The sequence below is a fragment of the Saccharothrix obliqua genome, from assembly GCF_019375475.1.
Taxonomy (GTDB): Bacteria; Actinomycetota; Actinomycetes; order Mycobacteriales; family Pseudonocardiaceae; genus Actinosynnema; species Actinosynnema obliqua.
Genome location: NZ_JAHXGQ010000005.1, coordinates 91101 through 112680, shown reverse-complemented (window position 1 = coordinate 112680; position 21580 = coordinate 91101). Strand labels below are relative to the sequence as shown.

At 73.2% G+C, this 21580-nt stretch carries 20 protein-coding genes; 9 read left to right on the top strand and 11 right to left on the bottom strand.

Annotation, left to right across the window (positions count from 1 at the left end):
• Nucleotides 1-225: a PspC domain-containing protein gene (locus tag KZQ38_RS17290; protein ID WP_219443128.1), complete on the top strand. Its 225-nt coding sequence runs from the start codon at nucleotides 1-3 to the stop codon at nucleotides 223-225.
• Nucleotides 226-228: 3 nt separating this feature from the next.
• On the opposite strand, the gene KZQ38_RS17285 is transcribed toward KZQ38_RS17290, so the two are convergent.
• The 5 genes from KZQ38_RS17285 to KZQ38_RS17265 form a co-directional block, all read right to left on the bottom strand.
• Entirely contained in the window at nucleotides 229-1569 is a 1341-nt protein-coding gene (locus tag KZQ38_RS17285; RefSeq protein WP_372452249.1) for a beta-N-acetylhexosaminidase, read from the bottom strand.
• A 14-nt stretch (nucleotides 1570-1583) separates the two neighbouring features.
• The gene (locus KZQ38_RS17280) at nucleotides 1584-2420 is read right to left on the bottom strand and encodes a carbohydrate ABC transporter permease (RefSeq protein ID WP_308258446.1); all 837 of its coding nucleotides are present in this window, start codon (nucleotides 2418-2420) and stop codon (nucleotides 1584-1586) included.
• On the bottom strand, nucleotides 2417-3307 hold the full coding sequence (locus tag KZQ38_RS17275; RefSeq protein WP_219443534.1) for a carbohydrate ABC transporter permease: 891 nt from the start codon (nucleotides 3305-3307) through the stop codon (nucleotides 2417-2419). The genes KZQ38_RS17280 and KZQ38_RS17275 overlap by 4 nt, the downstream gene beginning before the upstream one ends.
• A complete protein-coding gene (locus KZQ38_RS17270; RefSeq protein ID WP_219443126.1) occupies nucleotides 3307-4596 on the bottom strand; it encodes an extracellular solute-binding protein in 1290 nt (429 codons plus the stop codon). Before KZQ38_RS17270 ends, KZQ38_RS17275 begins: the two co-directional genes overlap by 1 nt.
• A 92-nt stretch (nucleotides 4597-4688) precedes the next feature.
• Nucleotides 4689-5342, bottom strand: a complete 654-nt coding sequence (locus tag KZQ38_RS17265; RefSeq protein WP_257901635.1) for a copper homeostasis protein CutC — start codon at nucleotides 5340-5342, stop codon at nucleotides 4689-4691.
• Between the two features lie 421 nt (nucleotides 5343-5763).
• On the opposite strand from KZQ38_RS17265, the gene KZQ38_RS17260 reads away from it, so the two are divergent.
• The 3 genes from KZQ38_RS17260 (at nucleotide 5764) to KZQ38_RS17250 (ending at nucleotide 10169) form a co-directional block, all read left to right on the top strand.
• A complete protein-coding gene (locus KZQ38_RS17260; protein WP_219443124.1) occupies nucleotides 5764-6369 on the top strand; it encodes an RNA polymerase sigma factor in 606 nt (201 codons plus the stop codon).
• A gap of 59 nt (nucleotides 6370-6428) precedes the next feature.
• Nucleotides 6429-6851, top strand: a complete 423-nt coding sequence (locus KZQ38_RS17255; protein WP_257901677.1) for a carboxypeptidase regulatory-like domain-containing protein — start codon at nucleotides 6429-6431, stop codon at nucleotides 6849-6851.
• A 270-nt stretch (nucleotides 6852-7121) separates the two neighbouring features.
• Complete coding sequence (locus KZQ38_RS17250; RefSeq protein WP_219443122.1) at nucleotides 7122-10169, top strand: NB-ARC domain-containing protein; 3048 nt, start codon at nucleotides 7122-7124, stop codon at nucleotides 10167-10169.
• Nucleotides 10170-10513: 344 nt separating this feature from the next.
• Here the strand turns inward: KZQ38_RS17250 and groL are convergent, their stop codons facing one another.
• The 4 genes from groL to KZQ38_RS17230 form a co-directional block, all read right to left on the bottom strand.
• Nucleotides 10514-12136 (bottom strand): chaperonin GroEL, encoded by a 1623-nt coding sequence (gene groL, locus KZQ38_RS17245; protein ID WP_219443121.1) that lies wholly within the window; start codon nucleotides 12134-12136, stop codon nucleotides 10514-10516.
• Nucleotides 12137-12351: 215 nt separating this feature from the next.
• On the bottom strand, nucleotides 12352-13599 hold the full coding sequence (locus tag KZQ38_RS17240) for a serine/threonine-protein kinase (protein ID WP_219443120.1): 1248 nt from the start codon (nucleotides 13597-13599) through the stop codon (nucleotides 12352-12354).
• 114 nt (nucleotides 13600-13713) lie between these two features.
• The gene (locus KZQ38_RS17235) at nucleotides 13714-13923 is read right to left on the bottom strand and encodes a cold-shock protein (RefSeq protein ID WP_219443119.1); all 210 of its coding nucleotides are present in this window, start codon (nucleotides 13921-13923) and stop codon (nucleotides 13714-13716) included.
• Nucleotides 13924-14002: 79 nt separating this feature from the next.
• Nucleotides 14003-14647, bottom strand: coding sequence for an AIM24 family protein (locus KZQ38_RS17230; protein WP_219443118.1), 645 nt, complete (start codon nucleotides 14645-14647; stop codon nucleotides 14003-14005).
• Nucleotides 14648-14715: 68 nt separating this feature from the next.
• Here KZQ38_RS17230 and moeA point away from each other — a divergent pair, with 68 nt between their 5' ends.
• The 5 genes from moeA (at nucleotide 14716) to KZQ38_RS17205 (ending at nucleotide 20623) form a co-directional block, all read left to right on the top strand.
• A complete protein-coding gene (gene moeA / locus KZQ38_RS17225) occupies nucleotides 14716-15924 on the top strand; it encodes a molybdopterin molybdotransferase MoeA (RefSeq protein ID WP_219443117.1) in 1209 nt (402 codons plus the stop codon).
• Nucleotides 15925-16102: 178 nt separating this feature from the next.
• Nucleotides 16103-16813: a phosphatidylserine decarboxylase gene (locus KZQ38_RS17220; protein WP_219443116.1), complete on the top strand. Its 711-nt coding sequence runs from the start codon at nucleotides 16103-16105 to the stop codon at nucleotides 16811-16813.
• 4 nt (nucleotides 16814-16817) lie between these two features.
• Nucleotides 16818-17789, top strand: coding sequence for a CDP-diacylglycerol--serine O-phosphatidyltransferase (gene pssA / locus KZQ38_RS17215; RefSeq protein ID WP_219443115.1), 972 nt, complete (start codon nucleotides 16818-16820; stop codon nucleotides 17787-17789).
• 16 nt (nucleotides 17790-17805) lie between these two features.
• Nucleotides 17806-18276, top strand: a complete 471-nt coding sequence (locus KZQ38_RS17210; RefSeq protein WP_219443114.1) for a hypothetical protein — start codon at nucleotides 17806-17808, stop codon at nucleotides 18274-18276.
• Nucleotides 18277-18415: 139 nt separating this feature from the next.
• Nucleotides 18416-20623: an AAA family ATPase gene (locus tag KZQ38_RS17205; RefSeq protein WP_219443113.1), complete on the top strand. Its 2208-nt coding sequence runs from the start codon at nucleotides 18416-18418 to the stop codon at nucleotides 20621-20623.
• Here the strand turns inward: KZQ38_RS17205 and KZQ38_RS17200 are convergent, their stop codons facing one another.
• Together KZQ38_RS17200 and KZQ38_RS17195 are read right to left on the bottom strand one after the other, a co-directional pair.
• Nucleotides 20624-21241 (bottom strand): LytR C-terminal domain-containing protein, encoded by a 618-nt coding sequence (locus KZQ38_RS17200; RefSeq protein ID WP_219443112.1) that lies wholly within the window; start codon nucleotides 21239-21241, stop codon nucleotides 20624-20626.
• Nucleotides 21238-21534 (bottom strand): DUF3263 domain-containing protein, encoded by a 297-nt coding sequence (locus KZQ38_RS17195; RefSeq protein ID WP_219443111.1) that lies wholly within the window; start codon nucleotides 21532-21534, stop codon nucleotides 21238-21240. The genes KZQ38_RS17200 and KZQ38_RS17195 overlap by 4 nt, the downstream gene beginning before the upstream one ends.
• Between the last annotated feature and the right edge of the window lie 46 nt (nucleotides 21535-21580).

The following is a 21580-nucleotide window of genomic DNA, read 5'->3' as shown; positions in this document are numbered from 1 at the left end:
ATGACGACGAACGACGTGCTCAACCAGGCCACCGACCGGGTCAAGAAGCTCCGCCGCAGCCGGGACGACCGGATGGTCGCGGGCGTGTGCGGCGGGGTCGCCAAGCTCCTCGGCGTCGACGCGGCGCTGATGCGCATCCTGCTGGTGGCCGCCACCCTGTTCGGGTTCGGCACCGGCGCGGTGCTCTACCTCGCCGCGTGGATCCTCGTGCCCGAGGAGGACTGACCGCTACCGGGGGAACCCGGGCACGCCGGGCATCCGCTGCCACGGCTTCGGACCGGTCAGCGGCCGGTACTCGACGCCCAGCGCGTCCAGCCTCGGCAGGTGGTGCTCGGCCAGCCGCGCCCGGAACTCCTCGACGTCGCGTGGTCCGGTGCTCCACACCACCTCGGCGAAGGCGCTCAACCGGGGGAAGACGCCGAAGTCGAGGCGGCGCGGCGAGTCGAGGTGCTCGGTCCACACGTTGGCCTGGGCGCCGAGCACCCGGTCCGCCGCCGCGGGCTCGTAGGCGTAGACGTCCTCCCACGTGAGCACGGTGCCGACGGGGATCGGCTCGTCACCGCTCGAACTCTGCCGGTAGTCCAGGTAGACGTGCGCCTCGGGGCACATGACGACGTCGTGACCCCGCTCCAGCGCGGTCAGCCCCGCCTCCTCGCCCCGCCACGCGGCGATCACCGTGCTGGTGGGCAGCGGTCCGACGTTGAGCACCTCGTCCCACCCGTGGGGCCGCCGGCCGCGCTCCACCAGGTGCTGCGCGATCCGCCGCACGAACCGGCCGTCGCCGCCCTCGGCCTCGTCGCCGCCCAGCCCGATGATCTCGCTCGGGAAGACGTCCAGCAGCTCGTCGAACACCTGCCGGTAGAAGTCCACCACGGACTCGTCGGCCTTGAGCACGTTGGGGTTGACGCCCCAGTCGGTCCACACGCCGCCGGGCGTCACGCCGAGTTCCGGGTACGCCGCGATGGCCGCCTGGCTGTGGCCCGGCACGTCGATCTCCGGCACGACGGTGATGTGCCGCTCCGCCGCGTACGCCACGACCTCGCGCAGGTCGTCCTGCGTGTAGTAGCCGCCGTGCGGCCGGCCGGTCTGCCCGCCGGTCCGCCGGTCCCCGTAGCGCGACGACGGCCGCCAGCCGCCGACCTCGTGCAGCCTCGGGAACTTCTTGGACTCGAACCGCCAGCCCTGGTCGTCGGTCAGGTGCAGGTGCAGCACGTTGAGCTTGTGCACCGCCAGCAGGTCCACGTACCGCAGCAGGTCGTGCTTGGGCAGGAAGTGCCGCGCCACGTCGAGCATCAGGCCGCGCCACGCGAACCGCGGCGCGTCCTCCACCACGCACACCGGCAACGTCACCGGGCCGCGGTCGATGGACGCGGCCCGGAACGCGTTCGGGCCGGCCAGCTGCCGCAGCGTCTGCCGCGCGTAGAACAGCCCCGCGTCGTCGGCGGCCCGCACCCGGACGCCGTCCTGGTCGACGGTCAGCCGGTACGCGCCGGACGGCCCGTCCAGGTCGGTCCGGCCGTCGACCGCACCGTCCCAGGCGATCTCGCCGTCGCCCCGCGTGAATGACACCGGTCGAGGAAGAATCACGATTTCACCGCTCCCGCCAGTCCCGCGACGAGTCGTCGCTGCACCAGGATGAAGAAGATCAGCACCGGGATCGTCATCAACGTGGAGCCCGCCATGATGGCGCCCCAGTCGTTCTGGTCCGGTTTCACGAAAACCTGCAACGCCAGGGGAAGCGTCTGGTTCTCCGCCGCCGAGATGATGAACGTCTTGGCGAACAGGAAGTCGTTCCACGCGTGGATGAACGAGAGCACGCTGGTCGCCACCAGGCCCGGCGCCACCAGCGGGAACAGCACCTGCCACAGGAACCGGAAGCGGGACGCGCCGTCCAGCGTCGCGGCCTCCTCCAGCTCCACCGGCACGGCCGCCACGAACCCGCGCAGCATCCAGATCGCGAACGGCAGGCTGAACGCCAGGTGCACCAGCACCAGCGAGCCCAGGTGGTTCAGGCCGAACACCGGCGCGACTTCCCGCACCGACTTCATCATGAAGAACAGCGGGATGGTCAGCGCCTCCACCGGCACCATCTGCACCACGAGCAGCATCACCAGCAGCGTGGTCCGGCTGCGGAACCGGAACCGGGTCAGCGCGGTGGCCGCCAGGAACGAGATGAGCAAGCTCAGCAGCACCACGGCGATCGCCACCACGAGGCTGTTCACCAGGTACCGCCCGAAGCTCTGCACGGTCAGCGCGCGCACGAAGCTGTCGAACGTCGGCGCGAGCGTCCAGGGCCGGGGCTCCGCGGAGATCACCTCGGACTCGGGCTTCAACGCCGTCAAGAACATCCAGTACAGGGGGAACGCCACCACGCCCGCGATGAGCACCGTGACGCCCTCGGCCACACCACGCAGCTTCACAGCGCTTCACCCGACTTCCGCAACGCACGCAGGTACCCGAGCGTGACCAGCAGCAGCAACAACGTCATCACCACGCCGATCGCCGCGCCGAGCCCGTACTCCGAGGCGGCGAACGCCTGCTGGTACGCGTACACGTTGAGCACCAGGTTCCGGCCGGCGATGCCGCCGCCGTTGGTCATGATGTAGATCTGGGTGAACACCTTGAAGTCCCAGATGATCGACTGGATCGTCACGACGATCAGCAACGGCCGCAGCAGCGGCAGCATCACCGACCGGGCCGTGCGCAGCGCGGACGCGCCGTCCAGCGCGGCGGCCTCCAGCACCTCGCCCGGGATCGCCTTGATGCCCGCGTACAGCGTCACCATGACGAACGGGAACGAGCACCAGATCACCTGCGCGGCGACCAGCCCGAACGCGACCCAGCGGTCGTAGGTCCAGGAGAACCCGGTGGTGCCGAGCAGCTCGTTGACGAAGCCGAAGTTCGCGTCGAACAGGAACAGCCAGATCGTCGAGCCCGCCACGGTGGGCGTCGCCCACGCGCCGAGCGCGGCCAGGAACAGCACGGTCCTGGCCCAGGTGCGGACCCTGGTGGCCAGCACGGCGAGCGCCGCACCGACCACCAGCGTCCCGAGCACGCACACCGCCGCGAAGCCGACGGTCTGCCCGAGCACGGACCAGAACTTGGTGTCGGAGAACAGGGTCGCGTAGTTCTCCAGGCCCAGGAAGGTCAGCGGCGCGCCGCCGCTGACCTGCTCCTGGCCGTAGTCGAACAGGGAGATCAGCACCAACTGGTAGATCGGGTAGCCCATCAACCCGACCAGCACCAGCAGCGCGGGGGTGAGGTAGGCGAAGGCAATCCGCCCGTCACCCTTGTGCGCGCGCATCATCACGAAGCGAACGCCGCGTTCATGGCGTCGGCTGCCTTCTTGGCGGCGGCGTCGAGCCCGTTGCCGCCCGTCGCGACCTCCTGGATGAGGTTCGGCAGCAGGGCCTGCGCGTCGATCTTGGCCCAGTTCGCGGTCACCGGGACGAACTTGGTGCCCGCGCCGAGGGTCTTGATGAACGGCTCCACCACCGGGTTGGCCTTGGCCACGTCGGCCTGCACGTCGCCGAAGGTCGGCATGTTGCCCATGGCGTCGAACATCTTGCGCTGGTACTGCTTGCCGCCCAGCAGCTTGACGAACTCGGTGGCCAGGGACTTGCGCTCCGAGCCCTTCATCACGCCGAGCAGGTTGCCGCCCGCGAAGGCGGGCGCGACGGAGCCCTCGGTCTTGCCGGGCAGGGGGACGATGCCGTACTTGCCCGCGGCGGCCGAGGCGTCCACCGACTTGCGGTTGAAGTCGCCGCCGATGGTCATCGCCGCCTTGCCGGCGCGGAACGCCTCGACGCTCGCGTCACCGCCGTTGCCGGCGCACTGGGCGGGCGGGCAGATGTCGTCGGCGATCAGCTCGGTGTACTGGCGCAGACCCGCCTTGGACTCCGGGCTGTCGATGGCGGCCACGAACTTGTCGCCGTCCTTGCGCGCGATGTCGCCACCGTTGGCCCACACGAACGGCATGGCGCCGTAGGTGTACTTGCCACCGGCCGAGATGCCGAGCAGGTCGGGCTTGGCCGCCCGGATCTGCCGGGCGAGCGGCGCGATGTCGTCGAGCTTCGTCGGCGGCTTCAGGCCCAGCTCGGTGAACACGTCCGTCCGGTAGTACAGGGCGCGCACGCCGACGTACCACGGCACGCCGTAGACCTTGCCGTCCACCTTGCCGGTGTCGAGCACGGCGGGCAGCAGGTCCTTGGCGTCGGCCCAGGAGGACAGGTCCAGTTCGCCGAACCCGCCGCCCGCGACGTAACCCGCGAGGTCGGTGTTGCCGAACTCGGCCACGTCGGGTGCGCTCTTCGGGTCGCTGAACGCGGCCTTGAACCGCTCCGCGCGTGCCTGCACCTGGATGTACTGCACGTCCACCGTCACGCCCTGGTGGGCGTTCTGGAACTCGGTCACCGCCTCCTTCACGACGGCTTCCTTCGGGCCCCGGTTGACCTCGTCGAACAGCCAGACCCGGAGTTGCCCGGTCTGCTGGTCGGCACCGGTCGCGGCCGGACCGGACTGGACCGGGGCGCACCCGGCCAACACTGTGACGGCAAGGCCCGCCGCCACAGCGGCCCACCTCTTCGCTACCCGCATTCTCCGAACCCCCTCCAGCACGTGTTGCGTGATTTGCAACGGCCATTTCATGGGAAGCAACGGAGATGCTAGTGTCCGAATCGGCAAGCGGTCTAGACCAGATTTGCCCAGGTCCGGACGGCGTCGGCGGACAACGGTGCGTCCCACCCGCCGGGTCGAACCGCGCCCCCGACGTGGAAGCCGGTCGCGCCCGCGGCCTTCAGCGGCGCCACGTGCTCCTGCTTGAGCCCGCCGCCCACGAGCAGCGCGACCTCGTCCTGACGCGCGGCGAGCCGCTCCAGGACCGGGAACCCGTCCGCCACGCCACCCGGCGCACCCGACGCGAGCACCGTGTCACAGCCCAACCCGGCCACCACGCCCCAGGCCGCCTCCGGGTCGGCGGCGTTGTCCAGGGCGCGGTGGAACGTCCACGCGCAACCGTCGATCTCGGACAGCACGGCACGGCAGGTGTCCTCGTCCACCCGGCCGCCCGCATCCAGGAAGCCGAGCACGAACTCGGTCGCGCCCGCCTCCCGCAACGCCGCCGCGTCCCGGCGGAGGCCGTCGAGGGAGCCGGGCGCGAAACCGTCCGCGTCGCGCAGCATCACCCGTACCGGTAGATCAGTGGCCGCCAGCACGCTGCGGACCAGGGCCGGTGGCGGCGTCATGCCGGACCGCGCCATGTCGGTGACCAGTTCGAGTCGGTGCGCGCCGCCGGCCTGGGCGGCGACCGCGTCGGCCGCGTCGAGAGCGATGACCTCAAGCATGGTCTGGACCATAACCACCCGGAGCCGCGGGCCGAACACCCCGTCACGGCTCTCGCACCGGCGCGTCACGCAGCGTCGACCGAGTGCGCCGTCAGGCTCCGCCCGTGCCGCCACCTGCGGTAACACGGATCACGCCGAAAGAACGTGAACTGTTAACAGCGAAGGTGTATCCACGGCCGAACCACCCCCTCCTTATCTCATGACCGACGCTCCGGCACCGGCCGGAGACCAGGTCCCGACGACCCACGTGGGGGAGGGGGGTGGTGCCCGGTCGGCTTCGAGGGGTGCCGATCGGTCGCCACCCGCGGTGAAGAGGGGCGGTCCGCGGTGCGAGGGGGGCATCGCGGACCGCCGCCCCGGGCCGGACCGCGGTGTGTGACGATCAGCTTCGGCTGGGGGAAGTCGAGGAGGAGGTGACGACGTGGGAGATCTGCGCACGGCCGGTGAGCGCCCACCGTGGGAGGGCTTGGACGGGATCGACCGGCACGCCGCGTGCGTCGTCGCCGCCCGCGACGGCGATCGACGGGCGCTGGACGTGCTGGTCGCCGACCTGACGCCGCTCGTGTGGCACGTCGCCCGCGGTCACGGCCTGGACCGCAGCACCGCCGAGGACGTGGTGCAAACGGTCTGGCTGGCGTTGCTGCGCCACCTGGACCGCCTGCTCGAACCCCGCGCGCTGGCGGGGTGGCTCGTCGTGGCGACGCGCCGCGAAGCCCAGCGCACCTGGACGCCCGCCCGCCGGGAGGCAGCGCTCTCCGACGAACTGGCGGAGCAGTTGGAGAGCGAGTACGGGCTGCCGGAGGACGCCGCCCTCGTGGACGACCGGGACCACCGGTTGTGGCGGGCTTTCGGCCGCTTGTCGCAGAGGTGCCAGGAACTCCTGCGCCTCACCGTGCTGGCCGGGCGGGCGGAGTACCGCGCGGTCGCCGAAGCACTGCACATGCCACGCGGCAGCATCGGGCCCACCCGGGGCCGGTGCCTGAACACGCTGCGCACACATCTTGACGCGGAAGGAGGATCGCGGTGAACGACATCGACCCGCGCGATGACCGCAGAGGCCAAGAGGACACCGCTGTCCTCACCGAGCTGAACCGACTCGTGTACCAGCTCGACGCGCCCCCGGCGGGGCTGGTCGAGCGCATCCAGTTCGCGGTCGCGCTGGAGGACCTGGACGTGGAGGTCGCCCGGTGGCAGCGGACGGACTCGCTGGCCGGCGTTCGCGGCGGCAACCCCGGCACGATCACGTTCACGGTCGACAACCTGACCCTGATGGTGAACTTCACGCCGAGCGGGGCACGCCACCGGATCGACGGGTGGCTGGTACCCGCGGGTGAGCACACCGTGGAGGTACGGGTGGCCGAGCACGAGTCCAGCACCACCAAGGCCGACGACGGCGGCCGGTTCGTGCTCGCCGACGTGCCCACCGGCACCACCCAGATCGTGGTGCACCTCGTGGACGCGCGCGGCGTCCCCGGCCGGACCGTGGTGACACCGACGATCATGCTGTGACGCGTCGGCATCTCCGCGCCGACGCCAACCGGGCTGCCGCACCCCGACCAGGTACGGCAGCTCTTCTTCATCCCCGCCGCGCTGCAGTGAGCGGCACTTCTCCCCGTTGACCGACACCCGACCGTCACATCCCTCCGCACCGAAACCGATGTGACCGGTGTAGTGGTGGTGGAGGCTGTCCGAACGGCTTCGCGAACGTTCGCCGAACGGCGGCGCCGCGACCGGGGCCGCCCGGTCCGCGTTCGCGAACGACACAGGGGGTGGGCGGGGTTGGACCTCACGCCGATCGAGTCGACCGCGCCGGCCGAGGTGCAGGCCGTGGCCCGCCGGCTCCGCGAGTGCGCGCACCGCGCCGGGTACCCGTCGCTGCGCGACCTGGCGAGCGCGGCCGGGTTGTCGCCGTCCACGGTGTCCGAAGCCCTCTCCGGTGGCCGCACACCGAGTTGGAAGACCGTGACGGCGTTGCTGAAGGCGTGCGACGTGGCGGCCAGCCCCGCGTGGCTCCGGCTGTGCGAGGAGGCGAAGGACGCCGAGCGGCGCTGGCGGCAGAACCTGCCCGCCGAGGCCGCCACGCGGCCGACGCCCGGCATGTACTCGATCCGCCCGCCGATCGGCGACCTGCCCGCGCGGGTGCGTGGCCGGGACGCCCTGCTCGACCACCTGGAGGGCCTGCTCACCGCTCCCCCGCAGGCGATCCAGGTGCTGCACGGGCTCGGCGGCTGCGGCAAGACCACCATCGCGCTGGAACTCGCGCGCCGTGCCGCCGAACGCGGCCACCAGGTGTTCTGGGTGTCCGCGCACCAGCACGAGCGGCTGCTGGTCGGTATGCGTGAGATCGCGCAGGAGATCGGCGTGCCCGAGGACGAGCTGAACGAGACGTGGGGTGGCGGCGGCAGCGCGCCCGACCTGCTGTGGCGGTACCTGGACACGTCGCGGACGAAGTGGCTGCTGGTCATCGACAACGCGGACGAGCCGGGGTTGCTCGCGGCCGACGACGGCGTGCCCGGTGACGGCACCGGGTGGTTGCGCACCAGCCCGGCGGGCACGGCGGTCGTCACCACGCGCGTGGACAGCCCGGACGTGTGGGGTGGTCGCGCGCAGCGGCACCTGGTGGACGTGCTGCCCGGCGAGGACGCCGCCGACGTGCTGATCGACCTGGCCGGGCACGCGGGCGCGCGGGAGGACGCGCTGCGGCTCGCCGACCGGCTCGGCTGCCTGCCGCTCGCGCTGGTGTCGGCGGGCCGCTACCTGGACCGCGCGAAGCACGGCGCGAACCTGCTGCGCCGCCGCACGGGACGGGCCCGGATCACCACGTTCGGCGACTACCGGCGCGAGCTGGGCACCCTCGGCGCGGACTTCCTGGACGAGGGCAGGCAGCACGCCGTGGACTCGACCAGCCTGGAGCGCCTGCACCGCAGGCTGGTCGGCCGCACCTGGGAGATCAGCCTCGACCTGCTGGAGGAGCGCGACGTCGGTCCCGCGCGCGGCCTGATGCGCCTCATCTCGTGCTTCGCGCCCGCACCGCTGCCGGTGGACCTGATCGACCCGGCCGGGCTCGACGGCGACGTGCCCGCGTCGGAGGCGAGCCGGGCGCTGGAGGCGCTGGTCGACTTCCACCTGCTGAACGTGACGGAGATCGGCGACCTCGCGGCCGTGCCCGCCGACTTCCCGGAACCGCCGCTGCCGTGCGTGACCGGGCACCGGCTGGTGCTGGAGGTGACCGCGTCCCGGGTCCGCGGGCTGGACCGGGCGCGGCGGCGGGCCGTGTGGCGGCGGGCGGCGGACGTGCTGGGCACGGCGACCGGCCCGGTGCCCGAGGAGCGCGCGAACTGGGACTGGTACCGCCTCGTGACGCCACACGTGCGGGCGGCCGTGGACGGTGTGCCGGACGACGACCGGGAGACCCTGACCCGCGTGCTGCGGGCCGGGTTGCGTTGCTTCGCGTACCTGGTGTTCTCCCGCCGGTTCGGGGAGTCCGAGGAGTTCTCGGGTCCGCTGTACGAGCGGTCCGCCGTGCTGGACCCGGACGACCCGGTCCGCCTCGCGATCCGCCACCGCAGGACGTTCTCCGAGAGCGACCGCACGCCCGAGCAGACGCGTGCCGAGTACCGCGACATCCTCGACCGGCAGCTCGCCGTGCTCGGCCCGGACGACCCGGACACCCTGATCACCTGGCACAACTGGGCGACCGCGCTGGACGACGCGGAGGGCGAGGAGCAGCTGCGCGCGGTCGTCGAGGCGCGGACCAGGGTGCTGGGCCCGGCCGACCCGTACACGCTGCTCTCCCGCCACGCCTGGTCCGACGCGTTGGACGCGCTCGGCCGGGAGGCGGAGGCCGAGGCGGAGAAGCGCGCGATCGTCGCGGACTGCCTGCGGTTACGCGGGGACGTCGACTACTACACGTTGGTGCACCGCGCGTACCTCGCGAGCCACATGACCGCCTACGGGCACGAGGAGGCGGCGGACGCCGAGTACGACGCGATCGCCGGGTCGTACGGCGACGGGACGTTCGACGGCGATGGCGCGTTGTCCGCGTTCGCGCACCACCAGTTGGCGCACGCGCTGGACAAGGCCGGCCGGTACCCCGAGGCGGAGGCCGAGTACCGCGCGACGCTGACCGCGATGCGGGACGAGGGCTACGACGACTCCAACGAGTTCGTCCACGTGCGCCGGTGGCTCGGCCGCAACCTGCGCTCGCAGGACCGGACCGAGGAGTCGCTGGCGCTGTTCGAGGAGGTCATCGCGGAGTGCGCGGACCGGCCCGCGACCGACCCGACCCTGCTGGCGCTGCGGCACGACTACGGCGACGGGTTGGCCAACGCCGGGCGGTACGCGGAGGCCGAGGCCGAGCAGACCGCCGTGCTGGAGCTGCGCGCGGGCACGCGGGACTCCACGACGCTCCAGGAACGCCACTGCCGGGCGCACATCCTCCAGCACCTGGACCGGCCGGAGGAGGCGGAGGCGGAGTTGCGGGAGGTCGCGGACAGCCTGGAGGAGCTGATCGGGGCGGAGGCCGAGCTGGCCCGGCGGGCGTCGTGGTGTCACGCGATGGCGTTGCTGTCCCTCGACCGGCTGGTGGAGGCGCTGGTGCGGTTGGAGCGCTGCCTCGCGGCGGAGCTGACCGCGTTGGGCAGCGAGAGCCGGGACGCCCTCGTGTCGCGCCGGCACATCGCCGAGACCCGGTACCGGCTCGGGCTGGCCGACGGTGCGGAGACGACGGCGGAACTCACCGCGGTCCTGTTCGCGCTGGTGTTCCACGACGGTGAGGACGGCGCGCAGCCCACCGCGGTCCGCCGGTTCCTGGCCGAGTTGGGCTGAGCTGCCCGACCGGGCGGCCCCGAGGGGCGAGGGCGCTCGGGGGCGGCCCCGCCACGAGGCGGCACGAAGCGGGCGAGGCTGCCGCAGGGTGGAGGGGTTGCCGCGGGCCGGGGGGCTGCCGCGGGCCGGAGGGTCGCCGCGGGCCGGAGGGTCGCCGCGGAGCGGGGGGTCGCGGCGAGGCGAGGGCTGCGGCGAGGCGAGGGGTTGCCGCAGGGCGGGGCTGCCGCGGAGCGAGGAGCTGCGCGAGGCGGGCGCTGCCGCAGGGCGGTCGTTCTCGTCCCGAACAGCCGGGAGGCCCGGTCCGCGAACGGACCGGGCCTCCCGGGTGCTTGCCTGACGCGCGATCAGAAGTCCATGCCACCGGCGTCGGGGACGGCCGGCGCGGCGGCGGCCTTCTCCGGCTTGTCGGCCACGACGGCCTCGGTGGTCAGGAACAGCGCCGCGATCGAGGCGGCGTTCTGGAGCGCCGAGCGGGTGACCTTCGTCGGGTCCGGCACGCCGGCCGCGAGCAGGTCCTCGTACGCACCGGTCGCGGCGTTGAGGCCGTGGCCGACGGGCAGGCCCTTGACCTTCTCCACCACGACGCCGCCCTCGAGGCCGGCGTTGACGGCGATCTGCTTGAGCGGAGCCTCGACGGCGACCTTGACGATGTTCGCGCCGGTCGCCTCGTCGCCCTCCAGCTTCAGGCCCGCGAAGGCGGCCTCGGCGGCCTGGAGCAGGGCCACGCCACCACCGGCGACGATGCCCTCCTCGACGGCGGCCTTGGCGTTGCGCACCGCGTCCTCGATGCGGTGCTTGCGCTCCTTCAGCTCCACCTCGGTGGCGGCGCCGGCCTTGATGACCGCCACACCACCGGCGAGCTTGGCCAGGCGCTCCTGGAGCTTCTCGCGGTCGTAGTCGGAGTCCGACTTCTCGATCTCGGCCCGGATCTGGTTGACGCGGCCCTGGATCTGCTCCGCGTCGCCCGCGCCCTCGACGACCGTGGTCTCGTCCTTGGTCACGACGACCTTGCGGGCCTTGCCCAGCAGGGACAGGTCGGCGTTCTCCAGCTTCAGGCCGACGTCCTCGGTGATGACCTGGCCACCGGTCAGGATCGCGATGTCCTGGAGGATCGCCTTGCGGCGGTCACCGAAGCCGGGGGCCTTCACCGCGACGGACTTGAAGGTGCCGCGGATCTTGTTGACCACCAGGGTCGCCAGGGCCTCGCCCTCGACGTCCTCGGAGATGATCAGCAGCGGCTTGCCGCCCTGCATGACCTTCTCCAGCAGCGGGAGCAGGTCCTTGACCGAGGAGATCTTGGAGCCGTAGAGCAGGATGTACGGGTCCTCCAGGACCGCTTCCTGACGCTCCGGGTCGGTCACGAAGTAGCCCGAGATGTAGCCCTTGTCGAAGCGCATACCCTCGGTCAGCTCGAGTTCGAGGCCGAGCGCGTTGCTCTCCTCGACGGTGATGACGCCTTCCTTGCCGACCTTGTCCATCGCCTCGGCGATCAGCTCGCCGATGGTGGAGTCGCCCGCGGAGATGGACGCCGTGGCGGCGATCTGCTCCTTGGTCTCGACCTCCTTGGCGGTCTTCAGCAGCTGCTCGGTCACGGCCTCCACGGCCTGCTCGATGCCGCGCTTGAGACCCAGCGGGTTCGCGCCCGCCGCCACGTTGCGCAGGCCCTCGCGGACCAGGGCCTGGGCCAGCACGGTGGCGGTCGTGGTGCCGTCACCCGCGACGTCGTCGGTCTTCTTCGCCACTTCCTTGACGAGCTCGGCCCCGATCTTCTCCCACGGGTCCTCCAGCTCGATCTCCTTGGCGATCGAGACGCCGTCGTTGGTGATGGTCGGCGCGCCCCACTTCTTCTCGAGCACGACGTTGCGGCCCTTGGGACCCAGCGTCACCTTGACGGCATCCGCGAGGGTGTTCATGCCGCGCTCAAGACCACGGCGGGCGTCCTCGTCGAACGCGATCATCTTGGCCATTGCGGTGTGTTCCTCCGCCTGTGTAACGACTTATGGGGCCACTGTGGACGCGCGTCCACAGCGGAACACGGCGCTTGGCCAGGCTCGGTGCCCGCGACGGACGACCTGCCCCGGGGGGCCTGCCTCACCGTCCCAGCCTGCGTGCTGGCACTCGGAAGGCCCGAGTGCCAGCACCGTGTTTAGCACTCAACCAGGGAGAGTGCAAGAACAGCAGGTCAACGGGACGACTTCACGGGCACGCTGGTGGGCAGCGGCTTCGCGCTGTCGCGGTCGCCGCCGATGTCGGCGGAGTGGCCGGCGCCGGTCTGCGCGGGCGGGCGCGGGTCCTCGGACTTGGGCGTGAGGATCAGGACCAGGACGACGACCGCGATGATCGCCACCACGCCCACCACGACCGGCGCGACCCACGCGGGCCGGGTCCTGGCGGTGTCGGTGAACGCGGACGCGCCGACCTGCGCGGGCGGGCGGAGCCGGACCGGTTCGGCCAGGAAGCCCGGCTGCTGCGCGAAGCCGCCGGACGGCGGGCCCGGCTGCGGACCGGGCGGCGCGAAGCGCGGCGGCGTCGCGGGCGCGGCGGCCTGCGGCGCGGCGACCGGCGCGTCGGTCCGCCGCGGCGGCGTGGTCACCACCGCCGCGCCGCCGAGCGCGGTGCGCGCCGCCGAGATCAGCTCCTGGCACGTCGCGAACCGCTTGTCGGGGCTCTTGGCGGTGCCCTTGCGCAGCACGTCGTCGATACCGGGCGGCAACGCGACCAGCGAGGTCAGCGCGGGCACCTCGGCGGCCAGGTGGCCCTGGATGACGTCCTGCACGCCGCCCTGGAACGGCGGGCGGCCGGACAGGCACGCGAACACCATGCAGGCCAGCGCGTACTGGTCGGTGCGGCCGTCCAGGGGCTCGCCGCGCAGGTGCTCGGGCGCGGCGTAGGTGGGCGAGCCGAGGAAGTCGCCGGTGCGGGTGCGGTGCCCGGTCGCGCCACGCCTGGTCAGGCCGAAGTCGGCCAGGTAGACGTGCTCGCGGGACGCCTCCTTGGTGGTCACCAGCACGTTCGCGGGCTTCACGTCGAGGTGCACCAGGCCCTTGCCGTGCAGCATGTCGAGCGCCTCGGCGACCTGGCCGAGCAGGGTGAGCGTGCGGGCGGGCGAGATCGGGCCGTCCTTGATGTGGCTGGCCAGGTCCTGCCCGTCGACCAGCCGCATGGCGATGTAGAGCAGGCCGTCGACCTCGTCGAAGTCGTACAGCGGCACGATGTTCGCGTGGTCGATCGCGGAGGTGTTGCGCGCCTCGTCCACGAACCGCTCGCGGAACTCCGCGTCGGCGGTCAGGTGCTCGCCGATGACCTTCAACGCCACCTTGCGGCCGAGTCGGACGTCCGTGGCCCGGTAGGTCACGCTCATGCCACCGCGGCCGAGCACCCCGTCGATCCGGTAGTGGCCCAGCCGTCGCCCGCTCAGGTCCTCCGACACGCCGGGCAGCCTAACGCCCGTGGCCCGCGGTTCGCGCCGGGTTCCGGTCAAGCGGACCGGCCGCGACCGGCCGGTGGAGCGGCCCGACCCGCCGGTGGGCGGGCCGGGCGGGGGTCACGAGGCGGCCTTCCGGACGTCCGAAGCCTGGCTGCGGCCGTCGCGGCCGGCCTGGATCTCGAATTCCACGCGGTCCCCCTCGGCCAGCGTGCGGAAGCCCTCCATCTGGATCGCCGAGTAGTGCACGAAGACGTCCGGCCCGCCGTCGGCGGCGATGAAGCCGTACCCCTTCTCCGAGTTGAACCACTTGACCGTGCCGACAGCCAAGACGTCCTCCTTCGAGAAATACCTGAGCAAACCGCCACGCTAGAGGCACGGAGGGGTTCGCCGATACCTCCTTATGGAGTCATGCGCGAGCGCTGAATCCGTTGTCCCGCAACCAACTGACGAGTGCTCGCGGACTGCGGGTGCGGGTCAGCACGAGGCCCGGACCGGCGAAGTCGAGCACCAGCCCGGCACCGGTGCGCACGGATTGCGGCACGTCCGGGGACACCGCCCGGAGGCGCACCTGGAGGGTGTCGGCGAACCCGACCACGTGGCCGCTGTCGAGGGTGACCAGCTCGCCCGCGTCCAGGGTCAGCACGTCCAGCGTGCCGTAGCAGCTCAGCACCGCGGACCCGGTGCCGTGCAGGTGGGTGAGGAACCCGCTGTCGCCGCCGTGCAGGGCGCGCACCGGGGGCGCGGCCGGGTCGAGCACGACGGAGGCCGAGGAGGCCAGCCAGGCGTCGCGCGCCACGCACCAGCCGGTGACGCCGTCGAGTTCCAGCACGTGCAGGTCGCCGGGCAGCGGCGGCGCCACGTCGACCCAGCCGCCCTCGGGGCCCGCCGTGCACCGCGCGGCCTGGACGCCCGGCGCCCGGCCCCTGGTGTCCGGGTTGACCCCGTAGCTGGTGGCGAACAGCGACGACCGCGCCACGAGGACGGGCTCGGCGGGCGCGAGCACCAGCCTGGCCACGCCGAACGTCGGTGTGTGCCGCGTGCGGACCTGCACGGAAACGTTCCCCCTCCCCCGACCGCGCCGGGCGGCCGGTCGGGGCAGTTTCGCACGCGGGCGGCAGGATGGTGCGCGTGGCGAACTCGTTGAACGCGGTCGCGGACCACCGGGCGCGGATCGCGGAGCTGGTGGGCCTGATGCCGGTCGTCGAGCTGCCGGTGGCGGACTGCGCGGGGCTGGTGCTGGCGGCGGACCTGGTCGCGCCGGTCGCGCTGCCGCCGTTCGACAACTCGGCGATGGACGGCTACGCGGTGCGCGCGGCGGACGTGGCGGACGTGCCGGTGGTGCTGCCGGTGGCGGACGACGTGCCGGCGGGCCGCACCGAGCTGTCGCCGCTCGCGCCGGGCACGGCGCACCGGATCATGACGGGCGCGCCGGTGCCGCCGGGCGCGGACGCCGTGGTCCAGGTCGAGTGGACCGACGGCGGCACGTCGGCGGTGCGGGTGGACCGGGGCGTGGCGGCGGGCGCGAACATCCGGCGCGCGGCGGACGACGTGGCGGCGGGCGACGTGGTGCTGCGCGCGGGCACGCCGCTCGGCCCGGCGCGGCTCGGGCTGGCGGCGGCGCTGGGCTTCGGGTCGCTGCCGGTGCGCCGCAGGCCGCGGGTGCTGGTGCTGTCGACCGGTTCGGAGCTGGTCGGGCCGGGTGAGCCGCTGCGGCCGGGGCAGATCTACGAGTCGAACGGCGTGATGCTGGCGGCGGCCGTGCGCGAGGCGGGCGGCGTGGCCGAGCTGCTGCGGTTCGTGCCGGACGACGTGGCGGAGTTCCTGGCGGCGGTGGACGCGCGGCTGCCCGGGTTCGACCTGCTGCTCACCTCGGGCGGGGTGAGCGCGGGCGCGTACGAGGTGGTGAAGGACGCGTTCACCGGGCGCGGCGTGGAGTTCACCAAGCTGCCGATGCAGCCGGGTGGTCCCCAGGGCTCGGGCCGCTACCGGGGCGTGGCGGTGGCGACGCTGCCCGGCAACCCGGTCAGCGCGCAGGTCTCGTTCGAGGTGTTCGTGCGGCCCGCGCTGCGCGGGGCGATGGGGCACGCGGACGTGGAGCGGCGCGCGGTGCGGGCGCGGCTCGGCTCGGCGCTGACGTCGCCGGCGGGCCGCACCCAGTTCCGCCGCGGCCGGTACGACCCGGAGTCCGGGCGGGTGGTGACCCCCGTGGGCGGCCCCGGTTCGCACCTGCTGTCGGCGCTGGCCGCCAGCGACTGCCTGATCGAGGTGCCCGCGGACGTGACCGAACTCGCGGCGGGCGACGAAGTCGTGGTGCGGTTCCTCCAGTAACCTCGGTGAAACGATTTCACCCAGTCACGCTGCCCCCACTCAGTGCCATTGCCCGCGCAGGTGACCCGGACCACTCCCTCCCGCGCTTTTCGAACGGGGTTCGCGGACATACCGGACAGACGCCGGGCGTCGCCGGCGTAGCGTGTGGCCGGCCAGCACTGCCCGACACGGAAGAGCCATGACCGCCGATCGCGACCCGAACCGTGGTGCCGTCTCCCACTTCATCGACCTCGTCCGGGGGACCGTTCCCCCGATGAACCCCGCAGGCCGCCCGTTCGTCGCGGGCGCCGCCGTCGCGGCCCTCGTGCTCCGCCGGTTCTCCCGGCGCGCGGGCGTGGTGGGCGGTCTGCTGACCGCGTGGGTGGCGTGGTTCTTCCGCGAACCCAAGCGGATCACACCGACCCGACCGGGCGTGGCCGTCGCGCCCGCCGACGGCACCGTGTCGCACGTCGTGGCCGCCGTGCCGCCGGCCGAACTCGGCCTCGGCGACGCGCCGATGACCCGCGTGAGCGTGTTCCTCTCGGTGTTCGACGTCCACGTGCAGCGGCTGCCCGTGACCGGCGCGGTGCGCCAGGTCTCCTACCGGCCCGGCAAGTTCCTGTCCGCCGACCTGGACAAGGCCAGCGAGGACAACGAGCGCAACGCCGTGTGGCTGACCTCCGACGAGGGCCACGACGTGGTCGTCGTGCAGATCGCCGGCCTGATCGCGCGCCGGATCGTGTGCCACGTCGGTCAGGGCGACCACGTGACCGCGGGCCGGACCTACGGCCTCATCCGGTTCGGGTCGCGGGTCGACCTGTACGTGCCCGCGGGCAGCCGCGTGCTGGTCGAGCCGGGCCAGCGCACCATCGGCGGCGAAACCGTGCTCGCCGAACTGCCGGAGCGCTGACCCCATGGCGCCCGGCGGTCCCACGGTCCGGCTGCTGCCCAACGCGATCACCGTGCTCGCCATGTGCGCGGGCCTGTCCGCGGTGTACTTCGCCACCACCGGCCGCTGGGGCGCGGCCATCGCGTCCATCGGCATGGCCGCCGTGTTCGACGGCCTGGACGGGCGGATCGCCCGCCTGCTCGACGCCACCAGCAAGATGGGCGCCGAACTGGACTCGCTGGCCGACGCCATCTCGTTCGGCGTCGCGCCCGCCCTCGTGATCTACGTGTGGAAGTTCCAGCCGTACCGCGAGGGCTGGGTGGTCGCGCTGATCTTCGCGGTGTGCATGGTGCTGCGCCTGGCGCGGTTCAACACGCTGCTGGACGTCGAGCAGCCGCCGTACGCGAAGGAGTTCTTCGTCGGCGTGCCCGCGCCCGCGGGCGGCCTGCTGCTGCTCCTGCCGCTGATCGTGGACGAGCAGGTCGGCGACACCGGCTGGTGGTCCAACCGGTGGGTGGTCGCGGTGTGGACGGTCGGCGTGGCGTTGCTGCTGGTCAGCCGCGTGCCGACGTTGTCGGTGAAGACCATCAAGGTCCCGCCGCGGGCCGTCGCGCCCCTGCTGGTGCTGGTGGGCCTGCTGGCGGCGGCGGTCATCACGTTCCCGCTGGTCGCGCTGATCGCCGCGATGCTGCTCTACCTGGCCCACGTGCCCTACTCGATCCGCCGCTACCGGTGGCTGGCCCGCCACCCCGAGGCGTGGTCCGTGCCCGCGGCCGACCGGAGGGCCATCAAGCGGGCCCACGGCGTCGCCGCGCGCAGGCTCGGCCTCCGGCGGCCGCTCGGCGGCCGGGTGGCGGGTGCGGCCATGCGTGCCGTCCGCCGCCCGCGGCGCGGGGTCGACCCCACGCAGGTCGCCGCGGAGACCAACGGCCAGCCCGGGGCGGGCAAGCGCCGGGGCTGGCGGCAGATCGGCCTCCGCCGCCACCACCGCCCGTAGAGCCTTGGGGGGTTCCGTGCTGGACGACTTGTTCGTGGCGTTGCGGTGGGACGCCGTGAACGTGATGGTCAGCGTGTTCGTCGTGGTGGACTCGGACACCGCGCCGGAGGTCGACTTCGCGGTCGGCCCGGCCGTGCCGGACGCGGTCCGGGTCTTCGCCCTCCAGGAGGACGAGGAGGCCCCCGTGCTCGCCGGTTCGGCGGTGTTCGAGTACGACCTCACGTTCGAGGCGCCCCCGGCGGACTTCGCCGGGTACCTGGCGGAGGTGCTGCGCCGCGTCGCGGTCGGCGCGCGGGTGGCGTGGCTGGGGTTCGAGGGCTCGTTCCACTTCGACGACCTGCTGGGCGAGGTCGCGGCGCCCAACCTGTACGGGGTCGTCCGGCCGGGGGGGACGCCGGTGTTGGCGCTGACCCGGGAGGAGCGGCGTGGCCCGGCGTGGCTGGAGGTCGTCCGGCGGCACGGGCGGGAACTCCGGTACCGGCGCTGACCCGAGCGCGCCGGCGCAACGCGCAGGCCACCCCGGCGCGTCGCGACCGAAGGCCACCCCGCCGACACGCGCGGCAACCCCGGCACCGCGCCGACCCGACCGGCGGGTTCCGGGCCGGCGCGTGGCCTAGGCTCGCCGTGTGATCACGTTGACCGCCCGGCTGTCCCCGTCCGCCCTCGACACCCGGCGCGGCGTCGTCCGGCTGCACCCCGAGGTGCTGGACGCGCTGGGCCTGCGTGCGTGGGACGCGGTGCGGTTGACCGGGGCGCGCGTGAGCGCCGCGCTGGCCGCCGCGAGCGACGCCGCGCCCGGCGTGGTGCTGGTGGACGACGTGACCCTGTCCAACCTGGGCGTCGCGGAGGGCGCGGAGGTGGTGGTCGCGCCGGTCGAGGTGAGCGCCGCCCGGTCGGTGACGGTCGCCGGGTCCCGGCTCGCCGCGACCTCGCTGACCCCGGAGACGCTGCGCATGGCGCTCACCGGGAAGGTGCTCACGGTCGGGGACGCGGTCTCGCTGCTGCCGCAGGACCTCGCGCCGCCGCCCGGCGTGGACGTGAGCGTGACCCGGCGGAAGCTCTCCAACGCCATCGGCATGACGTGGACCAACGAGCTGCTGACCATCACGTCCGCGGAACCCGCCGACGGCCCGGTGGCCGTGCAGCCGTCGACGGTCGTCGGCTGGCGGGACGGCGCGCGCACGGGTGACGCGCCACCGCCCGCGCCGGTCGAGCGGGCGGCGACGCCGGCACCCGCGGCGGACGTGGCGGACGTGGCGCCGGTGGCGGAAGCGGTGCCCGTGGCCGACCTGGTCGGGCAGCAGGACGCCGCCCGCCGGCTCGGCGAGTGGCTGGACCTCACCTTCAGCCACCCCGAACTGCTCACCCGGCTGGGTGCCGCGCCCCGGCTCGCGGCGCTGGTCAGCGGGCCGGAGGGGGTCGGCAAGGCGACGTTCGTCCGGTCCGTCGCGCACCAGGCGGGCGCGACCGTGGTGGAGCTGGCCGCGCCGAGCATCGCGGTGCTGGAGGCGAACGCCACGGCCGAACGGCTCGCGAGCGCCATCGCGTCGGCGTCCGCGCCCGCCGTGCTGCTGCTCACCGACGTGGAGGCCCTGCTGCCCGCGAACGACCCGCCGCCGGTGGCCACGGTCGTGCTAGACGCCCTGCGCGCGGCGACCGCGCGGGAGGGTTTCGCGCTGGTCGTCACCAGCGCCCACCCGGAGGCCGTCGACCCCCGGCTGCGCGTGCCGGAGCTGGTGGACCGCGAGCTGGTGCTGCCGCTGCCGGACGGCGTGGTGCGCACGGACCTGCTGCGGGTGCTGCTGCGCGACGTGCCGCTGGAGTCCGATGTGGACCTCGGCGCGATCGCCGACCGGACGCCCGGTTTCGTCGCCGCGGACCTGGTGGCGTTGCGCCGGGAGGCCGCCGTGCGGTCCGCGTTGCGCCAGCGCGACGCCGCCGAGCCGCACGTGGCGCAGCAGGACCTGGTCGGCGCGCTGGACACGGTGCGCCCGATCTCCATGTCCACTTCGGACACGCTGCGCACGGGTGGGCTGACGCTGGACGACGTCGGCGACATGGTCGAGGTGAAGCAGGCGCTGACCGAGGCGGCGCTGTGGCCGTTGCAGTACCCCGACTCGTTCGCCCGGCTGGGTGTCGCCCCACCACGCGGCCTCCTGCTCTACGGCCCGCCCGGCTGCGGCAAGACGTTCCTGGTGCGCGCGCTGGCGGGCAGCGGGCGGCTGAACGTGCTGTCGGTGAAGGGCGCGGAGCTGATGGACAAGTTCGTCGGCGAGTCGGAGCGGGCGGTGCGCGAGCTGTTCCGCCGCGCCGCCGAGGCCGCGCCGGCGCTGGTGTTCCTGGACGAGGTGGACGCCCTCGCGCCGCGCCGGGGCCAGTCCGCGGACTCGGGTGTCGCGGACCGCGTGGTCGCCGCGCTGCTCACCGAGCTGGACGGCGTCGAGCCGCTGCGGGACGTGGTGGTGCTCGGCGCGACCAACCGGCCGGAGCTGGTCGACCCCGCCCTGCTGCGGCCGGGCCGGTTGGAGCGCCTGGTGTACGTGCCGCCGCCGGACGCCGACGCGCGTGGCGAGATCCTGCGTGCCGCGGCGCGCAACACGCCGCTGGGCGAGGACGTGGACCTGACCGCGCTCGCGGCGGAACTCGACGGCTACTCGGCGGCGGACTGCGCGGCGCTGGTGCGGGAGGCGGCGTTGACCGCCATGCGCGAGTCGCTGGCGGCGGTCGAGGTCACCGGCGCGCACCTGGCAGCGGCACGCGCGGCCGTGCGGCCGTCGCTGGACCCGGCGCAGCTCGCGGCGCTCGCCGCCTACGCCGAGTCGCGCGCGACCTGATCAGATCTTGCCGGCGGAGCCCTGGTAGTTGTTGGTGACGATCAGGATGATGCCCTCGTGCGCCGACTCGATGCCGTCGAACCGGGGCTTCGCCTCCGCCTTCAGCACCTCCGCGAGCTGCTGCGCGGACTGCTCCTCGGCGGTGCCCGGCCGGTAGTACACGGTGGTCGTCGGGATGACGCCCTGCGAGTAGTTGCTGGTCTCGGTGACCTCCCAGCCCGCGCGGCGGACGTCCTCGGACGCCCTGCCCGCGAGGCCGGGGATGGTGCTGTTGTTGTAGACCCGCACCGGCGGTCGCGACTCGGAGTTCGCGGCCGGCGGCGGCTGGGCGGTCCGCCCCGCGTCGCCGGGTTCCTCGGGGGTGGTCGTCGGCGCGCTCGTCGGCGCGGTCGTGGTACCCGTCGGCTGACCGGTGGACGAGCCGGTCGGCTGACCTGCCGACGTCGGCCCGGCCGACTGCTGCTGCGAGCTGGGCACGGGCTGCGCGTCGCCGCTCTCGCCGCCGTTGGTGAACAACGACACCACGCCGATCACGAGGGCCACGCCGGCGACGCCGAGGAGGGCGATGCCCGCCGCGCGGGCGGGGTGCGAGACTCCTGCCGGTTCCGGGTTGCTCATCGGCCCTCGACACCCAGTCGCCGCGCCGCCCTGGTCCGCGCGCGCCCCGTCCTGGTCCGTTGCAGCCGTTTCACCAGCATCGGGTCCGCCGCCAACGCCTCTTCCTTCTCCAGCAACGCGTTGAGCAGTTGGTAGTACCTGGTCGGCGAGAGGTCGAACAGCTCCCTGATGGCCTGCTCCTTCGCACCCGCGTACTTCCACCACTGGCGTTCGAAGGCCAGGATTCCGCGTTCCCGGTCGCTCAAACCGTCGTCCGGCCCCTCCGCCGGCGCCAGTGCCTCTGCGGCGTCCATCTGGCTCCTCAGCCGTGCCTGTGCGTGGGTGCCATTACATCACGTG